Raw genomic sequence first — 18858 nt, 5'->3', positions numbered from 1 at the left:
CTTTTGGAAAGAAGAGGACAAAAAAAGCATCCGCTTCGTTGGAAGGGATGCTTTTATCGTTAGTCACCCTTTTAGGGTTACTTTTTGTAGAAAGCAAGGTCTTCTTTATCCATATTTTTGATAAAGTTGGTATGCTTCGTAACTTCCGCTTCAGCAAAGTTCAGATATACATGTGCAGATTTGGAGAACAGGTCGGCAGCCTTGCTTGCGTCCTGAATCAGCAGGTGGCACATGATGATATCGGCAGCCATTTCCATCAGTCTGCGGGCTGTGAAGTCGAGCAGTTCCTGATCCTGTGCTTCTTTAACGGCGTTGGTGCTGGCTTCGAACAGGTCTGCCATCTTCTTCAGACGTGACATCAGCGGTTCCATTTCCGGTGAACAAGGTACTGTTTCGAATTCGCGGATCGTAGCAAGGTAAGAACCGTTGGTTACATAGCGGATAGCGGCTACAGTCTGCAACTGGGTGGTACCTTCGTAGATGCTGGTGATACGTGCGTCGCGGTAGATGCGCTGGCAGGCATATTCCATCATGAAGCCCGAGCCTCCGTGAATCTGTATACAGTCGTAAGCGTTCTGATTCGCATATTCGGAGTTCATACCTTTGGCAAGCGGAGTGAAACTGTCGGCTAACTTTGCGTATTTCTTCTGTTCCAGACGTTCTTCCGGAGTCAGCTTGCGTTCGCGTGAGATGTCGTCCAGTGCTTTGTAGATGTCTACGTAGCGGGCTGTCTGATAAAGCAGCGCACGGCCGGCATCCAGCTTACCTTTCATAATGGCGAGCATGTCATACACGGCAGGGAAGTCGATGATTGCTTTTCCGAACTGCTTGCGGTCTTTGGCATAGGCCAGTCCTTCATTGTAAGCAGCCTGGCTCAATCCTACAGATTGTGCGGCGATACCCAGACGGGCACCGTTCATCAATGCCATTACATATTTGATCAGACCGAGTTTGCGGTCACCGCAAAGTTCGGCTTTGGCATTCTTGTAAACCAATTCGCAGGTAGGAGAACCGTGGATACCCAGCTTGTGTTCGATACGGCGTACATCCACACCACCCTGACGCTTGTCATAGATGAACATGGACAGACCGCGACCGTCTCTCGTTCCTTCTTCCGAACGGGCAAGTACTAGATGGATATCTGCATCGCCGTTGGTGATGAAACGTTTCACACCGTTCAGCAGCCAACAACCGTCTTTTTCGCTGTAAGTAGCTTTCAGCATCACTGCCTGAAGGTCGGAACCTGCATCCGGTTCGGTCAGGTCCATAGACATGGTTTCACCCTGACATACACGGGGGATGAAGCGGCTGTGCTGGTCGGCATTACCGAATTCATACAGTGTTTCGATACAGTCCTGCAAAGACCAGATATTTCCGAAACCTGCATCGGCGGCAGCAACGATCTCGGCACACATGGTGTACGGAGTGATCGGGAAGTTCAGTCCGCCGAAACGGCGTGGCATTGTCATTCCGTTCAGACCGGCTTTGACCATCGCATCCAGATTTTCTTTAGTGCCGGAAGCGTATTCCACCCGTCCGTTGGCGCAGTGTGGACCTTCTTCGTCAACACCTTCAGCGTTTGCATTGATAATTTCGCCTGTTATTTCTCCGGTGATCTCCAATACTTTATCGTAAGAGTCCAGTGCGTCCTCAAAATCCAGAGGAGCGTAGTCGAATTCATCTTTATCTCTGTAGTTGCGTTCTTTAAGTTCGCAAATACGTTTCATCATCGGATTGTTCAAGTGATACTTGAGTTCCGGTATTTCTGTGTAAAAATTAGCCATCTTTCTTTACTTGCTATTCTGTTTATAATACTTAATCATCTTCGGCACAACTTCTTCGATGGTTCCGTTGATTACATAGTCTGCAATCGTGTTGATCGGAGCATCCGGATCGTTGTTGATAGAGATGATAATACCACTTTCCTGCATACCGGCGATATGCTGGATTTGTCCTGAGATACCACAAGCAATGTAGAGTTTCGGACGAACCGTTACACCTGTCTGACCAATCTGGCGGTCGTGTTCTGCAAAACCTGCGTCAACAGCGGCACGGCTTGCACCTACTTCGGCGTGAAGTTCCTTTGCCAGGCTGAACAGCAGGTCGAAGTTTTCTTTCGAACCTACTCCGTAACCACCGGCAATGATGATCGGAGAGCCTTTCAGGTTGTTCTTCGCTTTTTCTACGTGGCGTTCGATTACTTTGACCACATAGTCTGTGTCGGCTACGTACTTCTTCACGTCGTGGCGGATCACTTCTCCCTGATAAGCCGGAGAAACGATTTCTTTCTTCATTACACCTTCGCGAACGGTTGCCATCTGTGGGCGGTGTTCGGGGTTGACGATGGTTGCAACGATGTTACCGCCGAATGCCGGACGGATTTGGTACAACAGGTTCTTATAAACTTTTCCTTCTTTCTTATCTTCGTGGTCACCGATTTCAAGGGATGTACAGTCGGCAGTCAAACCGCTGGTCAAAGCCGAAGAAACACGTGGGCCGAGGTCACGACCGATAACGGTAGCGCCCATCAGACAGATTTGCGGCTGTTCTTCTTTGAAGAGGTTTACGAGGATGGAGGTGTGAGGAAGTGAAGTATAAGGATAGAGTCCTTCAGCGTCGAAAACGTGGAGTTTGTCTACTCCATAAGGAAGGATTTGCTTTTCAATTTCTTTGAGGCCGGTGCCGGCAACTACTGCTTCGAGTTGGCAGTTGAGTTCGTTAGCCAACGAACGACCTTTTGTCAGAAGTTCCAGGCTGACGTCTGCGACGATGCCTTCTTCTATTTCGCAATATACAAATAAGTTATTCATGATTATCCGATGGTATGGTTAGCTAACAGTTCAACAATCAGTTCTTCCACATCACGGTCGCTGCCGCTGATGGTTTTGCTCTCTTTGGCCTGGAACACGATGTTCTGGATGGCTTTTACTTTCGTAGGCGAACCGGACAGACCGCATTGGGCGAGGTCTCCGTTAACGTCGGCTACGCTCCATTCGGGCAGGTTGAGGTAATCGCGCTTGTCATACAGGTCGGTATAGTCGAGGTTACCTTGTTGTTTTTCCGTAACGGTTTTGGCGTGTTTGTACTTCTGTACCAGCTTGGCGTTACGCGGGCGGCAGGGAGCAGCCGAACCGTTGACTGTGATAACGATGGGCAGCGGGCCTTCTACCGTTTCAACGCCACCGTCGATGTGACGTTTCACTTTGATTTTGCCGTCACCTACTTCCAGAATCTCTTCAGCGTATGTGATTTGCGTCAAACCAAGTTTTTCTGCCACCTGCGGACCTACCTGTGCCGTATCACCGTCGATAGCCTGACGACCGCCGATTATAATGTCGCACTCACCGATTTTGCGGATAGCAGTTGCCAGAGCGTAGCTTGTAGCCAGCGTATCTGCACCGGCAAAAGCGCGGTCAGTTAGCAAATAACCATTATCGGCACCACGGAAAAGTCCTTCACGAATAATATCAGCAGCGCGTCCCGGTCCCATTGTCAGAATGGTTACGGTAGAGCCTGGGTGAGCATCTTTCAGACGAAGAGCTTGCTCAAGGGCATTCAGGTCTTCGGGGTTGAAGATGGCAGGGAGTGCCGCACGGTTAATAGTTCCGTCGGCTTTCATGGCATCTTTCCCAACGTTACGTGTGTCGGGAACTTGTTTTGCCAATACAACAATTTTCAAACTCATGCTATTAATTTTAGTATTAGTATTTCTACACATTAGCAGCCAGTAGTCAAGTAGTAATAATCTTGCTATCCAAACTATCCGGTTAACTATCAGCGTGCAAATTTACTCAAACACTTGGTTCTGACAAGAAAACCGAGTAAAAAATGCACATTATTAAGTTTTTTGAGCAAATAAGGGCAAGTTTATGAGGTTAGCCATAGTCCTATGGCAGTTTGGGGGAGAAGGGGGATGGGAATGGGGAAAAGAGACACTACCATAGGAATTGTTTTTTATAAAAACATCTGTCACCGTCACCGTTCGAAGGGTAACTGTCTGACTATAAATGATTCATCTGGTGACAGCAAGTGGTGACAGCAGTGTGACGGAAGAAGTTGCCGTCACAACGTGATAGGAGGGACAACGGATAAAAAGCAGGTAAAGTAACAAGGGATGGCGGCTCTTGTTTTTATTCTATATACAGGCGATTTCAGGAATGCCTTAGTCTAGTTGGTTTCCATGCGATGAAACTATAGTTCCAAAGCCTTGAAACCAATGGTTCCAACGCCTTGAAACTAATGGTTCCAAGCTGCAGAAACTTTAGTTCCAAGCCGCAGAAACTAAAGTTTCAAGCTGCAGAAACTCTGGTTTCAAGGTGATGAAACTGTAGTTTCAAGCGGTGGAAACTACTGAAAGCTATATATGCTTGGGTTATAAGGTAAGGCCGACTACAAAGTATACTTGCTCTTCATAAGGATTGGCGATCACTTTTCCGAAGATCGGCAAAGAGAAAGTAGAGGTAATCTTTAGTTCTTTGGTGGCCGAAAGTCCGATGTTGACAACGTTGAATTTATCGGAATACATGCCGTCCCAAGGGGTAAAGCCTGCTTCAAGGGCAAGGTCCACCTTCTTTATACTGAACGGATAACTGAGTTCGCAGTAACTGGACCACGCACGTTTCCCGTTTTCGCGGTAATCATTCCCCGCAAATGTGGTGTACCAGCTGACTGAAAGCGGGAACTTTTCACTAATCATATATCCGGCACCGACTTCAAAAGTATGTCCGGTGGAGTGTGAACTGTAATTGAAGTACTTGAAAGGTTCTTCTTCCGTTTGCGTGAAGTAGTTGTTGGCGTATAAGGTCAGATTCCTGTATTCGTATTCCAATGACAAATCTATTTCATTATTCTTATGGCGAAATTCGGTCGAACCCCAGACGTAGGCAGTCAGTCCTTTCCAGTTGACGCCCAATGACGGTTGTACGCTGGCGTTACCGCTGTCCATACCTCTCCAAATGTAGCTGCTGACAAAATCCGCTGTTACAAAAACATCCTGTGCCTGTGCTAAAACGGAACAAAATAAGAGTGCAATCAGTAAAATTCGTTTTTTCATTTTGATGACTTTGTTGTATTCGGGCGGCAAAGATACGAATTGTTGACGAATCTGAAAGGACCCGGAAACAGAAAAAGCATTCGGACAGGTGGTTAAACGGGAAGAGTAACCACCATTTTGCAGCCGGAAGTATAGCCGGTATCTATTCTGATTTGCCCTCCGAGCCGTTGTATGATGATGCGGCAGATGTACAGGCCAAGTCCGGTGCCCGGTTTGAAGTCATCTACTTTGGTGAAACGTTCGAACACCCATTCCTGCTTGTCGGCAGGGATGCCGATGCCCGTATCGGTGACGGAGATCACCAGTTGTCCTTTTTCTTTGTCGATGTTGCAGGTCAGTGTGATTGTTCCGCTTTCTGTAAACTTGGCGGAGTTACTTAGTAAATTGCCAATCACACGGGAGAGATAAAAGGCGTTTGTCTGTGCCGTCATTCCGTCTTTATCGCCTGTGATGATACATTCGATGTTCGGCTTGGACAGAGTTTCCTTAAGTTTGGCCATTTCTTCAACACATAGTCCGTATACGTCGGTAGACTCCACAGGAAGAGGCAGTTCGGAGCTGACAAGCTGAGACAGCTCCAGCATATTGTCCATCAAAGAAGCTAACGCGGTAGAATTGCTTTGTATCAACTGCCGGAATTCTTGTCTGGTGGCCGTGTCTAAAGATTCATCGAAGATCAGTTCGGAGAATCCGGCGATTGAATTGAGCGGAGTACGTATTTCATGACAGATAGAGTTGAGGAAAGCCGTTTTCATCTTCTCGCTTTCGGTGGCTTTCATGCTTTGTTTTCTGACTTCTTCGTGCGCAGTCATTAGTGCGCAGTGCATTTTCTTCAGCCGTTTTACCATCGTTCGCTGATAGATGCTCCATCCGATTGCTGCCAGTAATAAGATAAAAGTACCGGTCAGTGCGATTTGTTTGTTTTTGTTGGCGAGTTTGCTCTTTTCCAGTTCCAGTTTGTTGACGTCGAAGCGGGTTTGCATTTCGATCATTTGTTGCTCTCTTTTTTGTGATTTATCCGACATCCGGTTCTTATTGCTTTCTTTTAAAGTCAGATATGCGTTTTTATAATCATTCAGTTTATAGTACAGACCGGCTTTCGCATTGAGTATGGGAACGAGGTTGACTGGTTGGAAATGGTCTGTTTGAGTGGCGGAATCAATGTAAGCTATCGCCTTTTTGTATTCGCCTATTGTCTGATAATATCTTGCTGTCGTCTCGTAAGTGCTTTTTACAACCTTCTTTTTATTTGCTATCTGGATATATTTCTGATAATAGTCCTTTATCTCTTCTTTCGAAATAAGATCTGCCATGAAAATAATCTGCGAATATTTAGCCATGTAGTAATGTGATTCGTCCAGAAATCTCCGGTCGAAAGTCGTATTCAGATGATTCCATTGCTTGTGTAGCTCGATCATTTTGTTCACTTCGTCTACTGCCTTTTTGTTTTCAACAGTTGTATATAAGTCTGCCAGTTCGTAGTGGCACAATATTTCGAAGTGCACCCTGTCTTGCAAAGGATAAGGGGCTAGTATCTCCAGTGCGCGCTCTACGTAAGGAATGGCTTTGGAAACTTCATTGTATGAATGTGTCAGTACCGCTGAATAATCGAGTGATACTCCGGTCAGATATTCCCATTGAATTTGTTCTTCAGGTGTCATTTGTCCGTGATTTTCCTTTTTCAGCTTGTCCAGTTCCTGTTCGATTGTTTCCAGCGAATTGTTCTTTCGCATTTCCGCCCAGATGTTGTAACAATACAAGTAATACCGGAAAAGGGTGTTGTGTTCTTCCGGCAGATATTGTCGGGCGAAGGTTATATACTTTTCTACCTTCTCTTTGTTTTTGGAAGCATATCGTTGTATCAGATTATCGAGTGCGAGCTTCATCATATATTCGTCTTTGGCTTTTGCGGCCTCGGTGAGGGCTTTGTCCCAATATTGGGAGGAAATGTTGAGGCTGTCTACGTGGATATCCGCCAGATGAATATAGATAATGGCCCGTTGCCCGGCATCCGTGTCGTTTTGCAAGAGATTCTGCAGACTGTCGACGGAAGCCGTAACGGCGGAAGCACGTGCGATAGAGGGCGCTAGCAGGATAGCTCCGATGAGAAATAAGAATTGTATTTTTCGTGTGATCAGATTCTTGGTCATATGATTAGATATTATTTGTTTTGGAATAAGGATATGTGAAAGTCAGTACGGGACCTTCCGGAGTATTCGGTTCAATCGTATATGTACCTTTGAAATATTCGATTGTCAGACGGTTGATGCTATGGCGTACTTCTGCTTTTTGTGTTTGCAAGGCCGGATCGGCTAACGGACTGTTGACTACCCGAAAGACAAATAGTTCCCGTTGCGTGTCACGTTCCAGATAGAGAGACACTTTCCTTTTCTCTTCACACGGGTCTGTGTAGATCAGTGTACTGAGAATCAATTGTGTGAATCGGGCGGTGTCTACCTGAAACGGCTGGCTTTCTATTTCCGTATGAAAGTCTGCCTGTATCTTATCTCCGCATCTCATGCGTACCATACCGAGAACGTCCGAGCACAAGGAGATGATTTCGTGCTCCTGTATCTGCCATTTCGTTCTTCCGGCCTCCAGTCTGGAGAGGTCGAGCACGTCGTTCACCAGTTGTATCAGTTCGGCGGAGTTGGTCTGGATAATCTCCGAATATTCTTTCCATTGGTCGGCATCCATGCTTTCCGGATCAGTAGTCATGAGTTGAGAAAACCCTAAGACGTTATTCAACGGGATGCGTATGTTATAGCTCATGTTAACAAGGAAGCGGCTTTTTACTTCGTTCGCTTCTTCCGCAATCTGGCTCATCTTGCGGATTTCCTCTTCTTCTTTCCTCAATTTCTTGCGTACATAATAGATACGTATGGTAGACGGAATCAGGATAAGCAGTGCGATGGCTATCAGAGTCAGTCCGGCATAATGAACCATTGCTTTGTACTGTTCTTTTTCAAGAAGCAGGTTGTCCATGTTGCGCATCTGATAGATTTCATTCGTCTGCGAGATGGATAGTGCCCGATAGAATGAGTCTTTTTTCGCCAGCAAACTTTGGAATAACGGGATTGCTTCATCCGCTTGTCCCGCCTCTGTAAGAATGCTTGCATGTTCTATTTTGTAGTTCAGCCCTTCATTGTCCGATACTTCGGACAGGAGTTCGATAGCATTTTGAGAGTATGACAGGGCCTTTTCGTATTCTTTGGTAATCCGGTAATAATGGGAATACACATTATAATATAATCCCCGGCAAGGAATGTAAGTGGTAGGAGAGAAGTATTCATCCATCTTTTTCAGATGGGGGCGGGCTTCGTCCAGTGTGCCTTCATTCAGATAATAGTCGGCATAGAGAGACTCCAATAACAGGTAGCTGTATGCTTTGGGTGTCTGCTTTGCTTCTGATAGTGTGTCCAGCACTTTCTTGTATTCCTGCAGGTACTTCAGGAAGTTTTTGTTTCTAGTGGCGGAACAAGATAAGGCTATTTCTTGGAGCACGCTTTTGCGCGATTCCAGGGAGGCGGCGGGTGGCAGAAGGCGGTAGGCTTCGAATCCGGCCTCTTCGCCTTCTTTAAAGCGGGCGGTCATCATATAAGCAGTCATCAGGCATAGTTTGGCCGATGACATTCCTTGGGGATTGTTTAACTTTTGTGCCAGTTTAAACATCTCTTCGGCTTGGGTGATGCTATATTCTATTTTATGCTTTATGATATGTATGGTTATTTCTGCTCTTTTTCCTTCGAAGTATAAGCTGTAGGAGTTGTTTTTTAAAGCAACCGGAGAGAGCTTGTCCATCCAGATGACTGTGTTTTCTTCGTCTTGGTGGTTGAAGTAATAAACGACATGGGCATACAGAGCAAGACACTGATAATACTTGTTGTCCTGTGTGGTAGCTTCCTCCAATAATTTTCCCAGATAGTAGACGCAGGAAGGTGACATCGGGTCCAGATAAGCGAGTGAATAAAGCATCTCCAGCCGGGAAGAATCGGCCGGCAAAGTGTCCAGTATCTGAAGCAGACTGTCTTTGGCAGCTTCGTTATTGCTGGAGAGAGCCTTGCCGGTTCCTCCTGCCAGTACGATCAGTATGAAGAATATCCATAACCGTTTCATGACTGTGCCTCCTTTCCTTCTTTTGTGGGGTTGATGGGATGGGTGAAATAAAATCTGCATCCGGTGGTGTAGGCAGGGTCTATCCATATGCTGCCGCCGATCCGTTCAATGATCAGTTGGCAGATAGAGAGGCCGAGTCCGGTTCCCTGTGCTCCTTCGTTCAGTTTTTCAAAGCGGTTGAAAATGGAACTTTGCTTTTCCAGTGGGATTCCGCAACCGGTGTCGGTGACGGAGAAGAGCGCAAATTCTTCCGATTCCTGACGGACTTCCAGCGTGATACTTCCCTGCGGGGTGAACTTCGTGGCGTTGATCAATAGGTTGATCAGTAACTGTTGCAGGCGTGAATCGTCAGTGTATAACTTTAGGGAAGCCAGCGATGTGTTGAAACGGAGCTCGGCTTGTGTCTGCTTTACTTTGTTGACGGTATCGATTACGTTATTGCAGATGGCGATAGCGTCACAATAGGTGAAGTTGAACTTCATGTTTCCGATCTCCAGATTGGAAAGGTCGATTACGTCATTTATTAGTTTTAGCAACAAGTCGGAGTTTTGCTGGATGATGTCGCCGCATTGGCGGCGTGTTTCGGCGTCGAGTGCCTGCTCGGTCAGCAGACTGGAGAAGCCGGAGAGGGCACTCAGCGGAGTCCGTATCTCATGGCTCATGTTGGAGAGGAAAAGACTTTTGGTCTGCATGGCATTCTCGGCGTTGAGTCGTGATTGCTCCATGCGGATTTTGGATTCCGCTATCTTCTTGTTTTGTTTTAATATGTGTATCACGAGGTAAATCATGATGCCCAGCACTATGACTCCTATTAAAATGCCGCCCATGAAAATACGGTTGAACTCGGCTTTATTCTCTACTTTCATCCGGTTTTCCTCATAAGATGCCCGAAGGCTGTTGATGCGGTGTGCATAGCTGGGAGCGACTACCGAATCGGTGACGATACTGATTTCTTCATACAGATGCGCCGCTTCTACTTTACTGCCCATTTCTATCAGTAAGTTCGCTTTGGCATAAGCTACTTGCAGGTAGATGATGGAGCGCGTCTTTTGCCGGATGCCGGTCAGAATCTCATTGTAATACTGTAATGCAAGATTGTAGTTCCCTGTTGCTTCGTTATATCGTCCTTGCATATAATTGTAGGTGGTGCGATAATAAGGTTGCCTGTCCGAAAGGTAGATTTGCTCTGCTTGCAGCAGGCAGTTGTTCGCATTGCGCAGATCGTTCTTCTGGATATAGTAAGAAACATCTGTAGCAAGTGTCAGAAATTGCAGCGTCTGATGGGTCTGTATGGATTTTGATTCGGAAAGTATCTTTCTGTATTTCTCTGCTTCCTCTGTCCTTTGAGTCAGAATAAGCACCTGTATAAGTTTCAGGATAGTCATTTCTTTATAATGGTTGTTCTCCGAAGGCGAGGCGGGATAACGGATGGCTTCCTTATAAGAATCAGTGGCTTCTTCGGGCATATTGGAGCAGAAATAGGCATCTCCGATAGCTGCGCTCGAAAGGGCTATTCCTAAATCATATCTCATCGTTTCTGCTTTTTCGTACATTTGTCGCGCTTCGTCGATTGCTTTCCCGATGTCTCCGCGCAGGGAGTAGATGTAAACCACCAGTTGCCGGATGCTGAAAGACAGTTCCATCTTGTTTTCCTTTTCCAGTATAGGGCTCAGTTGCTGTCCCCAGGCGATAACGCTGTCTATCGGCGCGATGGAATCGTACGCAATGTTGTTTTCTATCAGGCGTTTCAAATTGGACAGTCGTTCGGTATTCAGGTTTACTGAATGTGAGGGGAGAATCCGGATAAACAGACCTATAGTAAATAATATATAGATATTCCTCTTCATTAAAAGTGGTGTTTTGTTGTATGTGTTATACTAGTTGCCAAAAATAAGCAAAAATCACAAAGAAGCGGTAGGTTGGCGGTGAATATTTTTCTCTTTGTGTTAATATACGTTGCTGCTTGTTCGTTTCATTGGTTCTGTTGCCGGCCATCCGGGAGCTGAGGCTTTATTCTGTGTGGATGTATATAAAAAAATCTGTCGGGGAAGTCTCCCCGACAGATTTAACCAGTAATCTAAGTGAGTTTTTCAGAATGTGATGTCCATTTTCACTACAAAAGTACGGGGAGCGGCTACTGCCATCGGGCGGTAACTGTATTCTTTATTCAACAGGTTGTTGACCATGAATTGGAAGGCGACTTCTTTGGTCGCTTTTACCCCGAAGCGCAAGTCAACGGTGGCATAGTCTGTATTATGTTTTTTCCAGTAAGTAGCCAGTGTTTCTCCTCTCGATTTTCCGAAGAGGATCGTGCGTACATAGTCCATTAAGTCTTGTTGTTGCTTTTCACGTTCGTCCATCATGAGGTAGTCCACTGCCAGTATCTTGCTCTTCCATGCAAAGTTGGCACCCAGATTGATACGCTTCCATTGGAAATCGACTGTTGCTTTAAAGCTGTGCTTCGGGCGGTATTTCAGATATTTGCCTGTATTCGACTTCTCCTTCATCTGAAGGGCGTCGGTGTATAAATCTTCTATTTCATTGCGTTCCTTATAGTCAGCGTCGCGAGGCTCGGTATATACATATCCCAGATTATAGAATAGTTTCGTATTCTTGTTGAAGTCATAAACGCCGTTTGTCGAAATCTCCATACCGTAGATTTGCGCTTTCGATACGTTGTGGAACTGTGCTCCGATACCGAAACCTTTGCCGTCCGTCACCATCTGGATGGCATCGCTGATGCTGTTGATCATGCTGTAGTCTGCGTTATTGAACAGTCCGAACTGAAATTCAACCATGTCTCTGTACTCGGTATAGAATCCGGCTACGTCTACAAATCCTTGGAAGTTGCCGATCTTGTATCCTTGCTTGAATCCCAGTTCGGCATTGTAACCTTTCTCCGGTTTGATGTCGAGGTTCGGATAGATACCTACTCCTCCGATGTCCTTGCGGAGATATTTCTCGTTGATGGACGGGTTGCGGTAACCTTGTCCGGCGCTGGCACGGATAAAGCTGTAATCGGCTAACTGATAGTTCAGTCCGGCACGGAACACGGGGCGGAACGGAACTTTGGCTCCGAATATTTTCGTTTCTGCTTCACGGTGATGGTTGTTCACACGGTAGTATTCGGCTCGTACCCCTGCCGATACGCTCAGGCGGTCCCAGAAGCGCTGGTCGTACTGGAAGAAGGCGGCTACATTATCGCTTTTGTACACCTGATCCATGATGGAAGAATTGTAGCGGACGTGCTCGTAAGTCATTCCGGTAGTGATCTGTGCGCCGCCGTCCCATTTCTTGTTGAACTGGTAGTCAAGATAATAATTATAGTTCTTGTCCGTTTTCGTCTGAACGTTGTTTCGGGTCGGATTCATTACGTTGGACAGCCAGGGGATGAGATCACTGGGGACTTGTCCATTTTGTATGCCGTTCATCAGGTCACTTGGCAGTCCGTTGTCCATCACCCACGAGATGAGGTCACAATAATCGGCGGTAGTGGCGTTGGGGAAGATGTTGCCCAAGGAAGTGAATACCCCGTTCATGGCATCTTCCAGATTATTGTTGATCAGACCGGAGCCGATGCCGACCAATGCCGGGTAGAGCGAACTGTAATCGCCGCCTGCTATATTCTGTATAGTCTGGGCATTCGTTCCCATATTTCCAAGGATGTCGGTGATGGAGTTTCCCTGACTGGGTTTGACTATGTTGTCGGCACTATGATAGAAACGTCCTTTGATCTTGTGTGACGTTCCGTTTTCCGGATTCACGTAGTTGATGAACGGGTCGATGTGGAAGTTGTTTTCTTCGCGTCCCATGTTGGTGAAAGGAGAAGGTTTGTAAACTTCTGTTGGTGATCTCCAGATGAAGAAATCTCCGTACTGATTGGAAAGAAAATCAACATTCAGACCATAGTTCAATATCTTCATACCCATGTCCGGTTGATGATAAGTCAGGTTGCCGCCCATGCGGAAACGTTTGTTATATCCTTGTTGACGGTATCCCTCATCGGTAAAGAGGTTAATGCTTCCGCTGACGTCAAAGTTGCCGATACGGCGGGAGTGGGAGAGATCGAAGCCTTCATAAATAGGGTTTCGTATGCCGCTGAGAAGGTTTCCGCGCAGGATGGGTTTGACGGAATACTTGTCGTCTTTCCAGAAACTCTTGTCGCTCCATTGGTATTCATCGTTTTCGGCATCACCATATATACCGATATAGGCGCTGAAGCGGGTTTTCGGTGTTAATCCCGGACGGGCGGTACGGATATTGATAATACCGTTGAGAGCAGACGAACCGTACAAAACGGATGAGGCTCCTTTGATTACTTCTATCTGTTCGATGTTTTCTAGAGGTACGGTGTTCCAGTTGATTTCTCCGGTTTTTGGATTTAGGGTGCTCATTCCGTCTACCAGAATCTGGCTGCGGGCACCTACTCCGTAGGTCCATCCGCTGCCGCCACGCATGGAAGGCTGTTTGTCCACAATGTCCACGCCGGGCAGCGTGCGGAGAGTAGAAGTGATATCCGTCGGTGCCTGACGGGCGATATCGCCTGCTTTCACCAAGTCCATGGATACGGTGACATTACTGAGCTTTTGCTCAAAGCGTCCGGCGCTTACCACTACCTCTTCCAGCAGCTTGGTACTTTCTTTCATGTACACGTCTTTAGTGATCACTTCACGTTTGCCGATAACAATGGGCATCAGAACGTCTTCGTAACCGATATAGCTGAACACAAGGTCGACACCTCCCTCCGGAAGTTTGATTTCATACGCTCCGTTTATATCGGACACGGTTCCCTGATTGCCGTGCAATTTATACGTTACTGCGGCGCCAACCAAAGGTTCATTGGTATTGGCGTCATATATATGCCCTTTCAATGTCTGGGCAAAACTATTCCCGAATCCGGCAAGGCAGATGAATAATGTCAGAATATATAGTTTCTTCATTGTTTCTGTAATTTATGTTTTTTCTTCTGGTGGAAAGTCTCATTCATTTTTGTCGGTCAGGTCGAGTCCCAAGTCCAGTTGGGTGATGATAGACCAGTTGTCATACAGTGGACCTAAATAGGAATTGTACAACATCGGACCGAAGTTAGGAATACCTTCCATCACTGGCTGAAGATGGGGGATGAAGGCTATGAGAGGACTCAGCGCTTCCCTGTTCAGATAGATATGCGTATGTCCGTTCTCCTTTTCTATCTGCATGGGGATACCTTCCTTTATCCATGAGAAGAACATCTGAAAACTTTGGTGATCCATATTGGCGATCATAGATAATAAAGAGTTGTCCAATGATTCGCTCACAACTCCCAGTAGAGTCTTCAGTAAGAAAGGATTGGATTTCAGGATAGCATCTGCAATGCCTGCTATCAGATGAGCATCGACCGTCTGTCCCTGCCCTTGCATGGCCAAGCTGATAATGCTTGGAAGGTTCAGTTTGACATAGAGAAGGTCATTTTTCAGATACCAGAAAGCCAGTCCCCGGGGAGAATCTGCATAATTGCGTCCTTGGGTTGCGGCAGTAATATCATCGGCAGACAATGTATTGAACATTAACTTCATCATAATGAAATTAATGACTTGTTGCTGGGATGCGGGATTATCCATGTCGATTTCGCTGAACTTCTGTTCCCCCAATTGCAGTTCGTCCGATGTATATTCGGCCGTAATGTTTCCGTCGGATTCCAGAGTGACACTTTTGAGTAATTGCGGCAGGAGGTATCCTCCCATGCCTTTTATAATAACGGATACGGTTGCGTACAAACTTCCCGCCTCCTTTACCATCTCTAAATCCATGTCGGTATAAAGGGCTGCTGTCAGTATCTGATTGTCCGACTCTCCCCATTCATATTCGCCGGTCGTCTGATTGCGTATGACATCTTTTCCTCTGCCGCGTGTCAGTTCGCTCATCTGATAAGTTTTTATCCATTGATTTTGCGGCATCGTTACATTCAAGTCCAGTTTCATCGTCTTCGGAGTAATGGAGCCGGCGTATTTCACGGTTGCTCCTGCGCCCGAAACTGTTTCTCCGCTGAACGTATAGTTGTCTTCCTGCTCTGATAAGTTTATCCGGAATGATGTCTCTTTTTCTCCCGGAATGATATCGTTTAATGTCAATGTTCCTTTTTTACTGTCTTCTGTCTGAAAGCTGACGGTTTTTCCGATTAACTTTTCTCCGCTGTAGGTCAGATCCAGAGTGGATGGTTTGATATACGAGCCATATTCCTGACTGAGTTCGCCTGGCCAGAACAGCTTGTCATTGTAGGTTTCTTCGCAAGATGTAAGGAAGAATGTTGTACAAGCTACATAAAATAGTTTTCGTAATGTTTTCATTCTCTTTTTTGTTTTTATTTCAACGTATTTATTAAAACATTGCAAATGTCGGTTAATATTGTTTCTACATCAAGCTCTATTCTTGGTATTCGATGTTCTATTTTAACTATTTTATATGCACGTGTATTTGAATAGATAACTGTAATGTTCTCTTTTAAATAATAGATGTTCTGTTTTTCATATTTTAATAAAGAACTTGGAGGAAATTCGAATGGAAAAAGATATCTTTGTGGAACTAAATTTCTTAATTATGATCATAGATGATGCTCTTCCCAAGTTTGACCTTCCGGTCGATTTTGTTACAGATGACAGCATAACCGGTGATATTCTGAATCAATACGGTCGTTTTCCCTGCCATATAAAGGCGGGAGTCTTTGTTCTTTGCACGCGGGGAACTGTACGTGCCACTATCAACCTGTCCGAGTATACCATTACCCATAATGACTTTGTGACTGTCCTCCCCGGATCATTCATACAGATTCACGAAGTATCTTCGGATACCCGTGTCTGCTTTGCGGGCTTTTCTTCGGAATTTATCTCCCGTGTAAGTTATGTAGAGACCTATCTGGATTTTCTCCCTATGATTTTGGACAATCCTATTATGGCATTACAGGAAGAGGTAGCGCAATTATACCGAAACGCTTTCAGCCTGCTTATCCGTGCCTATTCTTTACCGAACACACTGGATAACAAAGAAATATTAATGTCTATTTTTACTATATTCTTTCAGGGGGTGGGTGAGTTGTATAAACGCTGTAAGCCGACTACTAACGAACCTATCAAGCGGGAACATGAACTTTATCGCCAGTTTATCCAGTTGCTGATGACTCACTATACACAGGAACACGAAGTTTCTTTTTATGCGAAGAAGTGCGGAGTAACTCCGGCTCATTTTTCCGGTGCCATCCGTAAAGCCAGCGGGCATAGTCCACTGGCGATTATCACGGGAATTATTATCATGAATGCCAAGGCACAATTGAAGTCAACCCGATTGCCGGTGAAGGAAATTGCTTTTTCATTAGGATTTAATAATCTTTCCTTTTTTAATAAATATTTCCGTAAACATGTGAAAATGACTCCACAGGAATACAGGGAATGCTGAATGTTAACGATCGGATACATTTTTCGTTCATACGCAGTTTTCTTTCTGTGGAAAATAAAGGCAGTTTACCGATAAGAATACCCGATTCATTGATTTTTTTTCTTATTCTTCTCTTTCCGGCATATATTTGTAATTGCGCAATTATAATATGATAATAAAGGGAAATTATGAAAAAGAATGTACTATTTTTAATGTTGTCCTCCTTGCTGTTGTTGTCGGTAAGCTGTACGACGGATTCGACTGAGTTTGACGAGGGGAAATGGGGAGGCGGTTCGGATGAAGAAGGAGGCAGCCAGCCCAATCCTACTGTTCCTGAAGAATCGGATGATTTGCTGAATTTTACGATTGCTTTCGATGAAAGTGATCGGACAACTTACGGCAGTATGTCAGAGACTGTGGTGACGGATGAAAATGATGCGAATTATGATGATTTTATAGAAAACTCATCATTCACTTCTGTAGTTACTGTCAGTTATGACGGGGCCACGGCTACTGTCAGCAATGAAGTTGATGGGGTAAGTGTTTCGCAGAACGGAGCGCATATAGTAGTGAACTCTACGGTCAAGGGAATAGAGTATGTCTTGAAAGGTGCTACGACAGACGGTTCGTTTAAGGTATATAGTGAAAAGAAGTTCAAACTGTCATTGAGTGGAACGTCTATTCATAATCCTGTGGGTGCTGCCATTAATATTCAGTCATCGAAACGGGTATTTGTTGTCTGCGCGGAGGGTACGACCAATACACTGACCGACGGAACATCTTATACACTGACTGACGGAGAAGATATGAAGTCCTGTTTCTTTAGTGAAGGACAGCTGATATTCAGTGGAAGCGGTTCGCTGTCGGTAACCGGAAATTATAAACATGCGATAGTCAGTGACGAATACATACGTCTGCGTAGCGGATGCAATATCTCGGTACCTTCGGCAGTGAAAGATGGAATCCATACCAATGATGCCGTTATCATCGGCGGCGGAGTGTTGAATATCTCTTCTACGGAAGACGCCATCCAATGTGAAGACGGAGGAATCACGATGACAGGTGGTTTTGTCAAAGTTGCCACTACGGCTGATAAAGCGCATGGTTTTAAATCGGAGTTAGATGTGATAATCAGCGGAGGCGCTCTTCAGGCGGAAGTTACGGGAGCCGGTTCCAAAGGAATTTCGTGCAATGGAAACCTGACGGTTTCCGGAGGAAAGATAACCGCATTCACTTCTCAGAAACCTCTTTATGAAGATGATGATCTGAGTTCGTGTGCAGGAATCAAGTGTGATGGAGATATAGTAATTGAAGGAGGCGAAATAGCTCTTCAAAGTACGGGAGCTGCGGGCAAAGGTATGAATTGCGACGGTTCTATTACTATCCATGACGGTACGGTAAAAGTGATCACTACCGGTACACAGTATGTATACGGCAAGCTCGATTCATCAGCTAAAGCAATGAAAGCGGAAGGCGCATTGACCATCAACGGAGGAACGGTGCTGGTAAGAGCCACGGGAGGAGAGGGCAGCGAAGGTATTGAGAGTAAAAGTGTGCTGACCGTTAATGATGGTATGATTGCCGCTCTCTGTTACGACGATTGTATGAATGCGAGTAACAGTATTGTGATCAATGGCGGAAGTATTTATTGCTACAGTTCCGGCAATGACGGCATCGATTCCAATGGTACGCTGACCATTACCGGCGGAGTTGTGATCGCTTCAGGAACTACTTCGCCCGAAGACGGTTTCGATTGTGATCAGAATACGTTTAAAATTACCGGAGGAATTGTACTCGGCATAGGCGGGGGGACGAGTACTCCTACTTCAAGTGTGTGTACACAGCGCAGCGTTATTTATGGCGGTTCGGGATCGAACGGAGAAATTCTGAATATCCAGTCTGCGGATGGTACCAATGTTCTGACATATCAGATTCCCCGCAATTATTCCCAGATGACGTTGTTGTTCAGTAGCCCGAACCTGGCTTCGGGAGGCAGCTATACGATCTCCAAAGGCGGTTCTGTTTCGGGAGGCAGTGAGTTCTTCGGACTTTATACGGGAAGTTCTTATTCCGGTGGCACGCAGGCGGCTACCTTTACAGCCGGTTCAATGGTGACGCAGGTAGGAAATGTGAACTCCAATCCGGGTGGTGGTCAGCCCGGTGGAGGAGGACGCCCCGGAGGATGGTAAAATAGCAGTTTACCGTTGAAATAAGTCCTTTGGTCGATTATTTTTGTGGAGAAGAAGTAACGGTTCTATCTTTGTATCAGTAATTTGGAACAA

The 18858-nt window shown here is 45.7% G+C and carries 11 protein-coding genes; 2 read left to right on the top strand and 9 right to left on the bottom strand.

All coding sequences use genetic code 11. From position 1 onward, the window contains the following. Window positions 1-77: 77 nt before the first annotated feature. From BT_RS09150 to BT_RS09110, 9 genes are all read right to left on the bottom strand, one after another. Complete coding sequence (locus BT_RS09150; protein WP_008763249.1) at window positions 78-1784, bottom strand: acyl-CoA dehydrogenase family protein; 1707 nt, start codon at window positions 1782-1784, stop codon at window positions 78-80. A gap of 6 nt (window positions 1785-1790) precedes the next feature. Next, window positions 1791-2810: an electron transfer flavoprotein subunit alpha/FixB family protein gene (locus BT_RS09145; protein WP_008763251.1), complete on the bottom strand. Its 1020-nt coding sequence runs from the start codon at window positions 2808-2810 to the stop codon at window positions 1791-1793. Window positions 2811-2812: 2 nt separating this feature from the next. Next, window positions 2813-3685 carry an electron transfer flavoprotein subunit beta/FixA family protein gene (locus BT_RS09140; protein WP_008763252.1) on the bottom strand — a complete coding sequence of 291 codons (873 nt, stop codon included), beginning with the start codon at window positions 3683-3685 and terminating at the stop codon, window positions 2813-2815. A 687-nt stretch (window positions 3686-4372) separates the two neighbouring features. Then, entirely contained in the window at window positions 4373-5053 is a 681-nt protein-coding gene (locus BT_RS09135) for a hypothetical protein (protein ID WP_011107993.1), read from the bottom strand. 92 nt (window positions 5054-5145) lie between these two features. Further along, window positions 5146-7203, bottom strand: coding sequence for a sensor histidine kinase (locus tag BT_RS09130; protein WP_011107992.1), 2058 nt, complete (start codon window positions 7201-7203; stop codon window positions 5146-5148). A gap of 4 nt (window positions 7204-7207) precedes the next feature. Continuing rightward, window positions 7208-9169 (bottom strand): tetratricopeptide repeat-containing sensor histidine kinase, encoded by a 1962-nt coding sequence (locus tag BT_RS09125; RefSeq protein WP_011107991.1) that lies wholly within the window; start codon window positions 9167-9169, stop codon window positions 7208-7210. Further along, entirely contained in the window at window positions 9166-11016 is a 1851-nt protein-coding gene (locus BT_RS09120) for a tetratricopeptide repeat-containing sensor histidine kinase (RefSeq protein ID WP_008767749.1), read from the bottom strand. The genes BT_RS09125 and BT_RS09120 overlap by 4 nt, the downstream gene beginning before the upstream one ends. A gap of 243 nt (window positions 11017-11259) precedes the next feature. Further along, a complete protein-coding gene (locus tag BT_RS09115; protein WP_011107990.1) occupies window positions 11260-14109 on the bottom strand; it encodes a TonB-dependent receptor in 2850 nt (949 codons plus the stop codon). Window positions 14110-14148: 39 nt separating this feature from the next. Continuing rightward, window positions 14149-15495, bottom strand: coding sequence for a DUF4925 domain-containing protein (locus tag BT_RS09110; protein ID WP_011107989.1), 1347 nt, complete (start codon window positions 15493-15495; stop codon window positions 14149-14151). A 250-nt stretch (window positions 15496-15745) separates the two neighbouring features. On the opposite strand from BT_RS09110, the gene BT_RS09105 reads away from it, so the two are divergent. Continuing rightward, window positions 15746-16597: a helix-turn-helix domain-containing protein gene (locus BT_RS09105; RefSeq protein WP_022470046.1), complete on the top strand. Its 852-nt coding sequence runs from the start codon at window positions 15746-15748 to the stop codon at window positions 16595-16597. Window positions 16598-16764: 167 nt separating this feature from the next. Then, window positions 16765-18765 carry a carbohydrate-binding domain-containing protein gene (locus tag BT_RS09100; RefSeq protein ID WP_011107987.1) on the top strand — a complete coding sequence of 667 codons (2001 nt, stop codon included), beginning with the start codon at window positions 16765-16767 and terminating at the stop codon, window positions 18763-18765. Window positions 18766-18858 lie beyond the last annotated feature (93 nt).

This window comes from Bacteroides thetaiotaomicron VPI-5482 (assembly GCF_000011065.1).
GTDB lineage: Bacteria > Bacteroidota > Bacteroidia > Bacteroidales > Bacteroidaceae > Bacteroides > Bacteroides thetaiotaomicron.
Note: the sequence above shows the minus strand (reverse complement) of the source record. Positions and strands in the feature narration are given on the sequence as shown.

Excerpts from the sequence above, each read along its gene's own strand:
- BT_RS09130 (WP_011107992.1), bottom strand. The coding sequence starts at position 7,203 with ATGACCAAGAATCTGATCACACGAAAAATACAATTCTTATTTCTCATC.
- BT_RS09110 (WP_011107989.1), bottom strand. The coding sequence starts at position 15,495 with ATGAAAACATTACGAAAACTATTTTATGTAGCTTGTACAACATTCTTC.
- BT_RS09125 (WP_011107991.1), bottom strand. The coding sequence starts at position 9,169 with ATGAAACGGTTATGGATATTCTTCATACTGATCGTACTGGCAGGAGGA.
- BT_RS09115 (WP_011107990.1), bottom strand. The coding sequence starts at position 14,109 with ATGAAGAAACTATATATTCTGACATTATTCATCTGCCTTGCCGGATTC.
- BT_RS09150 (WP_008763249.1), bottom strand. The coding sequence starts at position 1,784 with ATGGCTAATTTTTACACAGAAATACCGGAACTCAAGTATCACTTGAAC.
- BT_RS09120 (WP_008767749.1), bottom strand. The coding sequence starts at position 11,016 with ATGAAGAGGAATATCTATATATTATTTACTATAGGTCTGTTTATCCGG.
- BT_RS09100 (WP_011107987.1), top strand. The coding sequence starts at position 16,765 with ATGAAAAAGAATGTACTATTTTTAATGTTGTCCTCCTTGCTGTTGTTG.
- BT_RS09135 (WP_011107993.1), bottom strand. The coding sequence starts at position 5,053 with ATGAAAAAACGAATTTTACTGATTGCACTCTTATTTTGTTCCGTTTTA.
- BT_RS09145 (WP_008763251.1), bottom strand. The coding sequence starts at position 2,810 with ATGAATAACTTATTTGTATATTGCGAAATAGAAGAAGGCATCGTCGCA.
- BT_RS09140 (WP_008763252.1), bottom strand. The coding sequence starts at position 3,685 with ATGAGTTTGAAAATTGTTGTATTGGCAAAACAAGTTCCCGACACACGT.
- BT_RS09105 (WP_022470046.1), top strand. The coding sequence starts at position 15,746 with ATGATCATAGATGATGCTCTTCCCAAGTTTGACCTTCCGGTCGATTTT.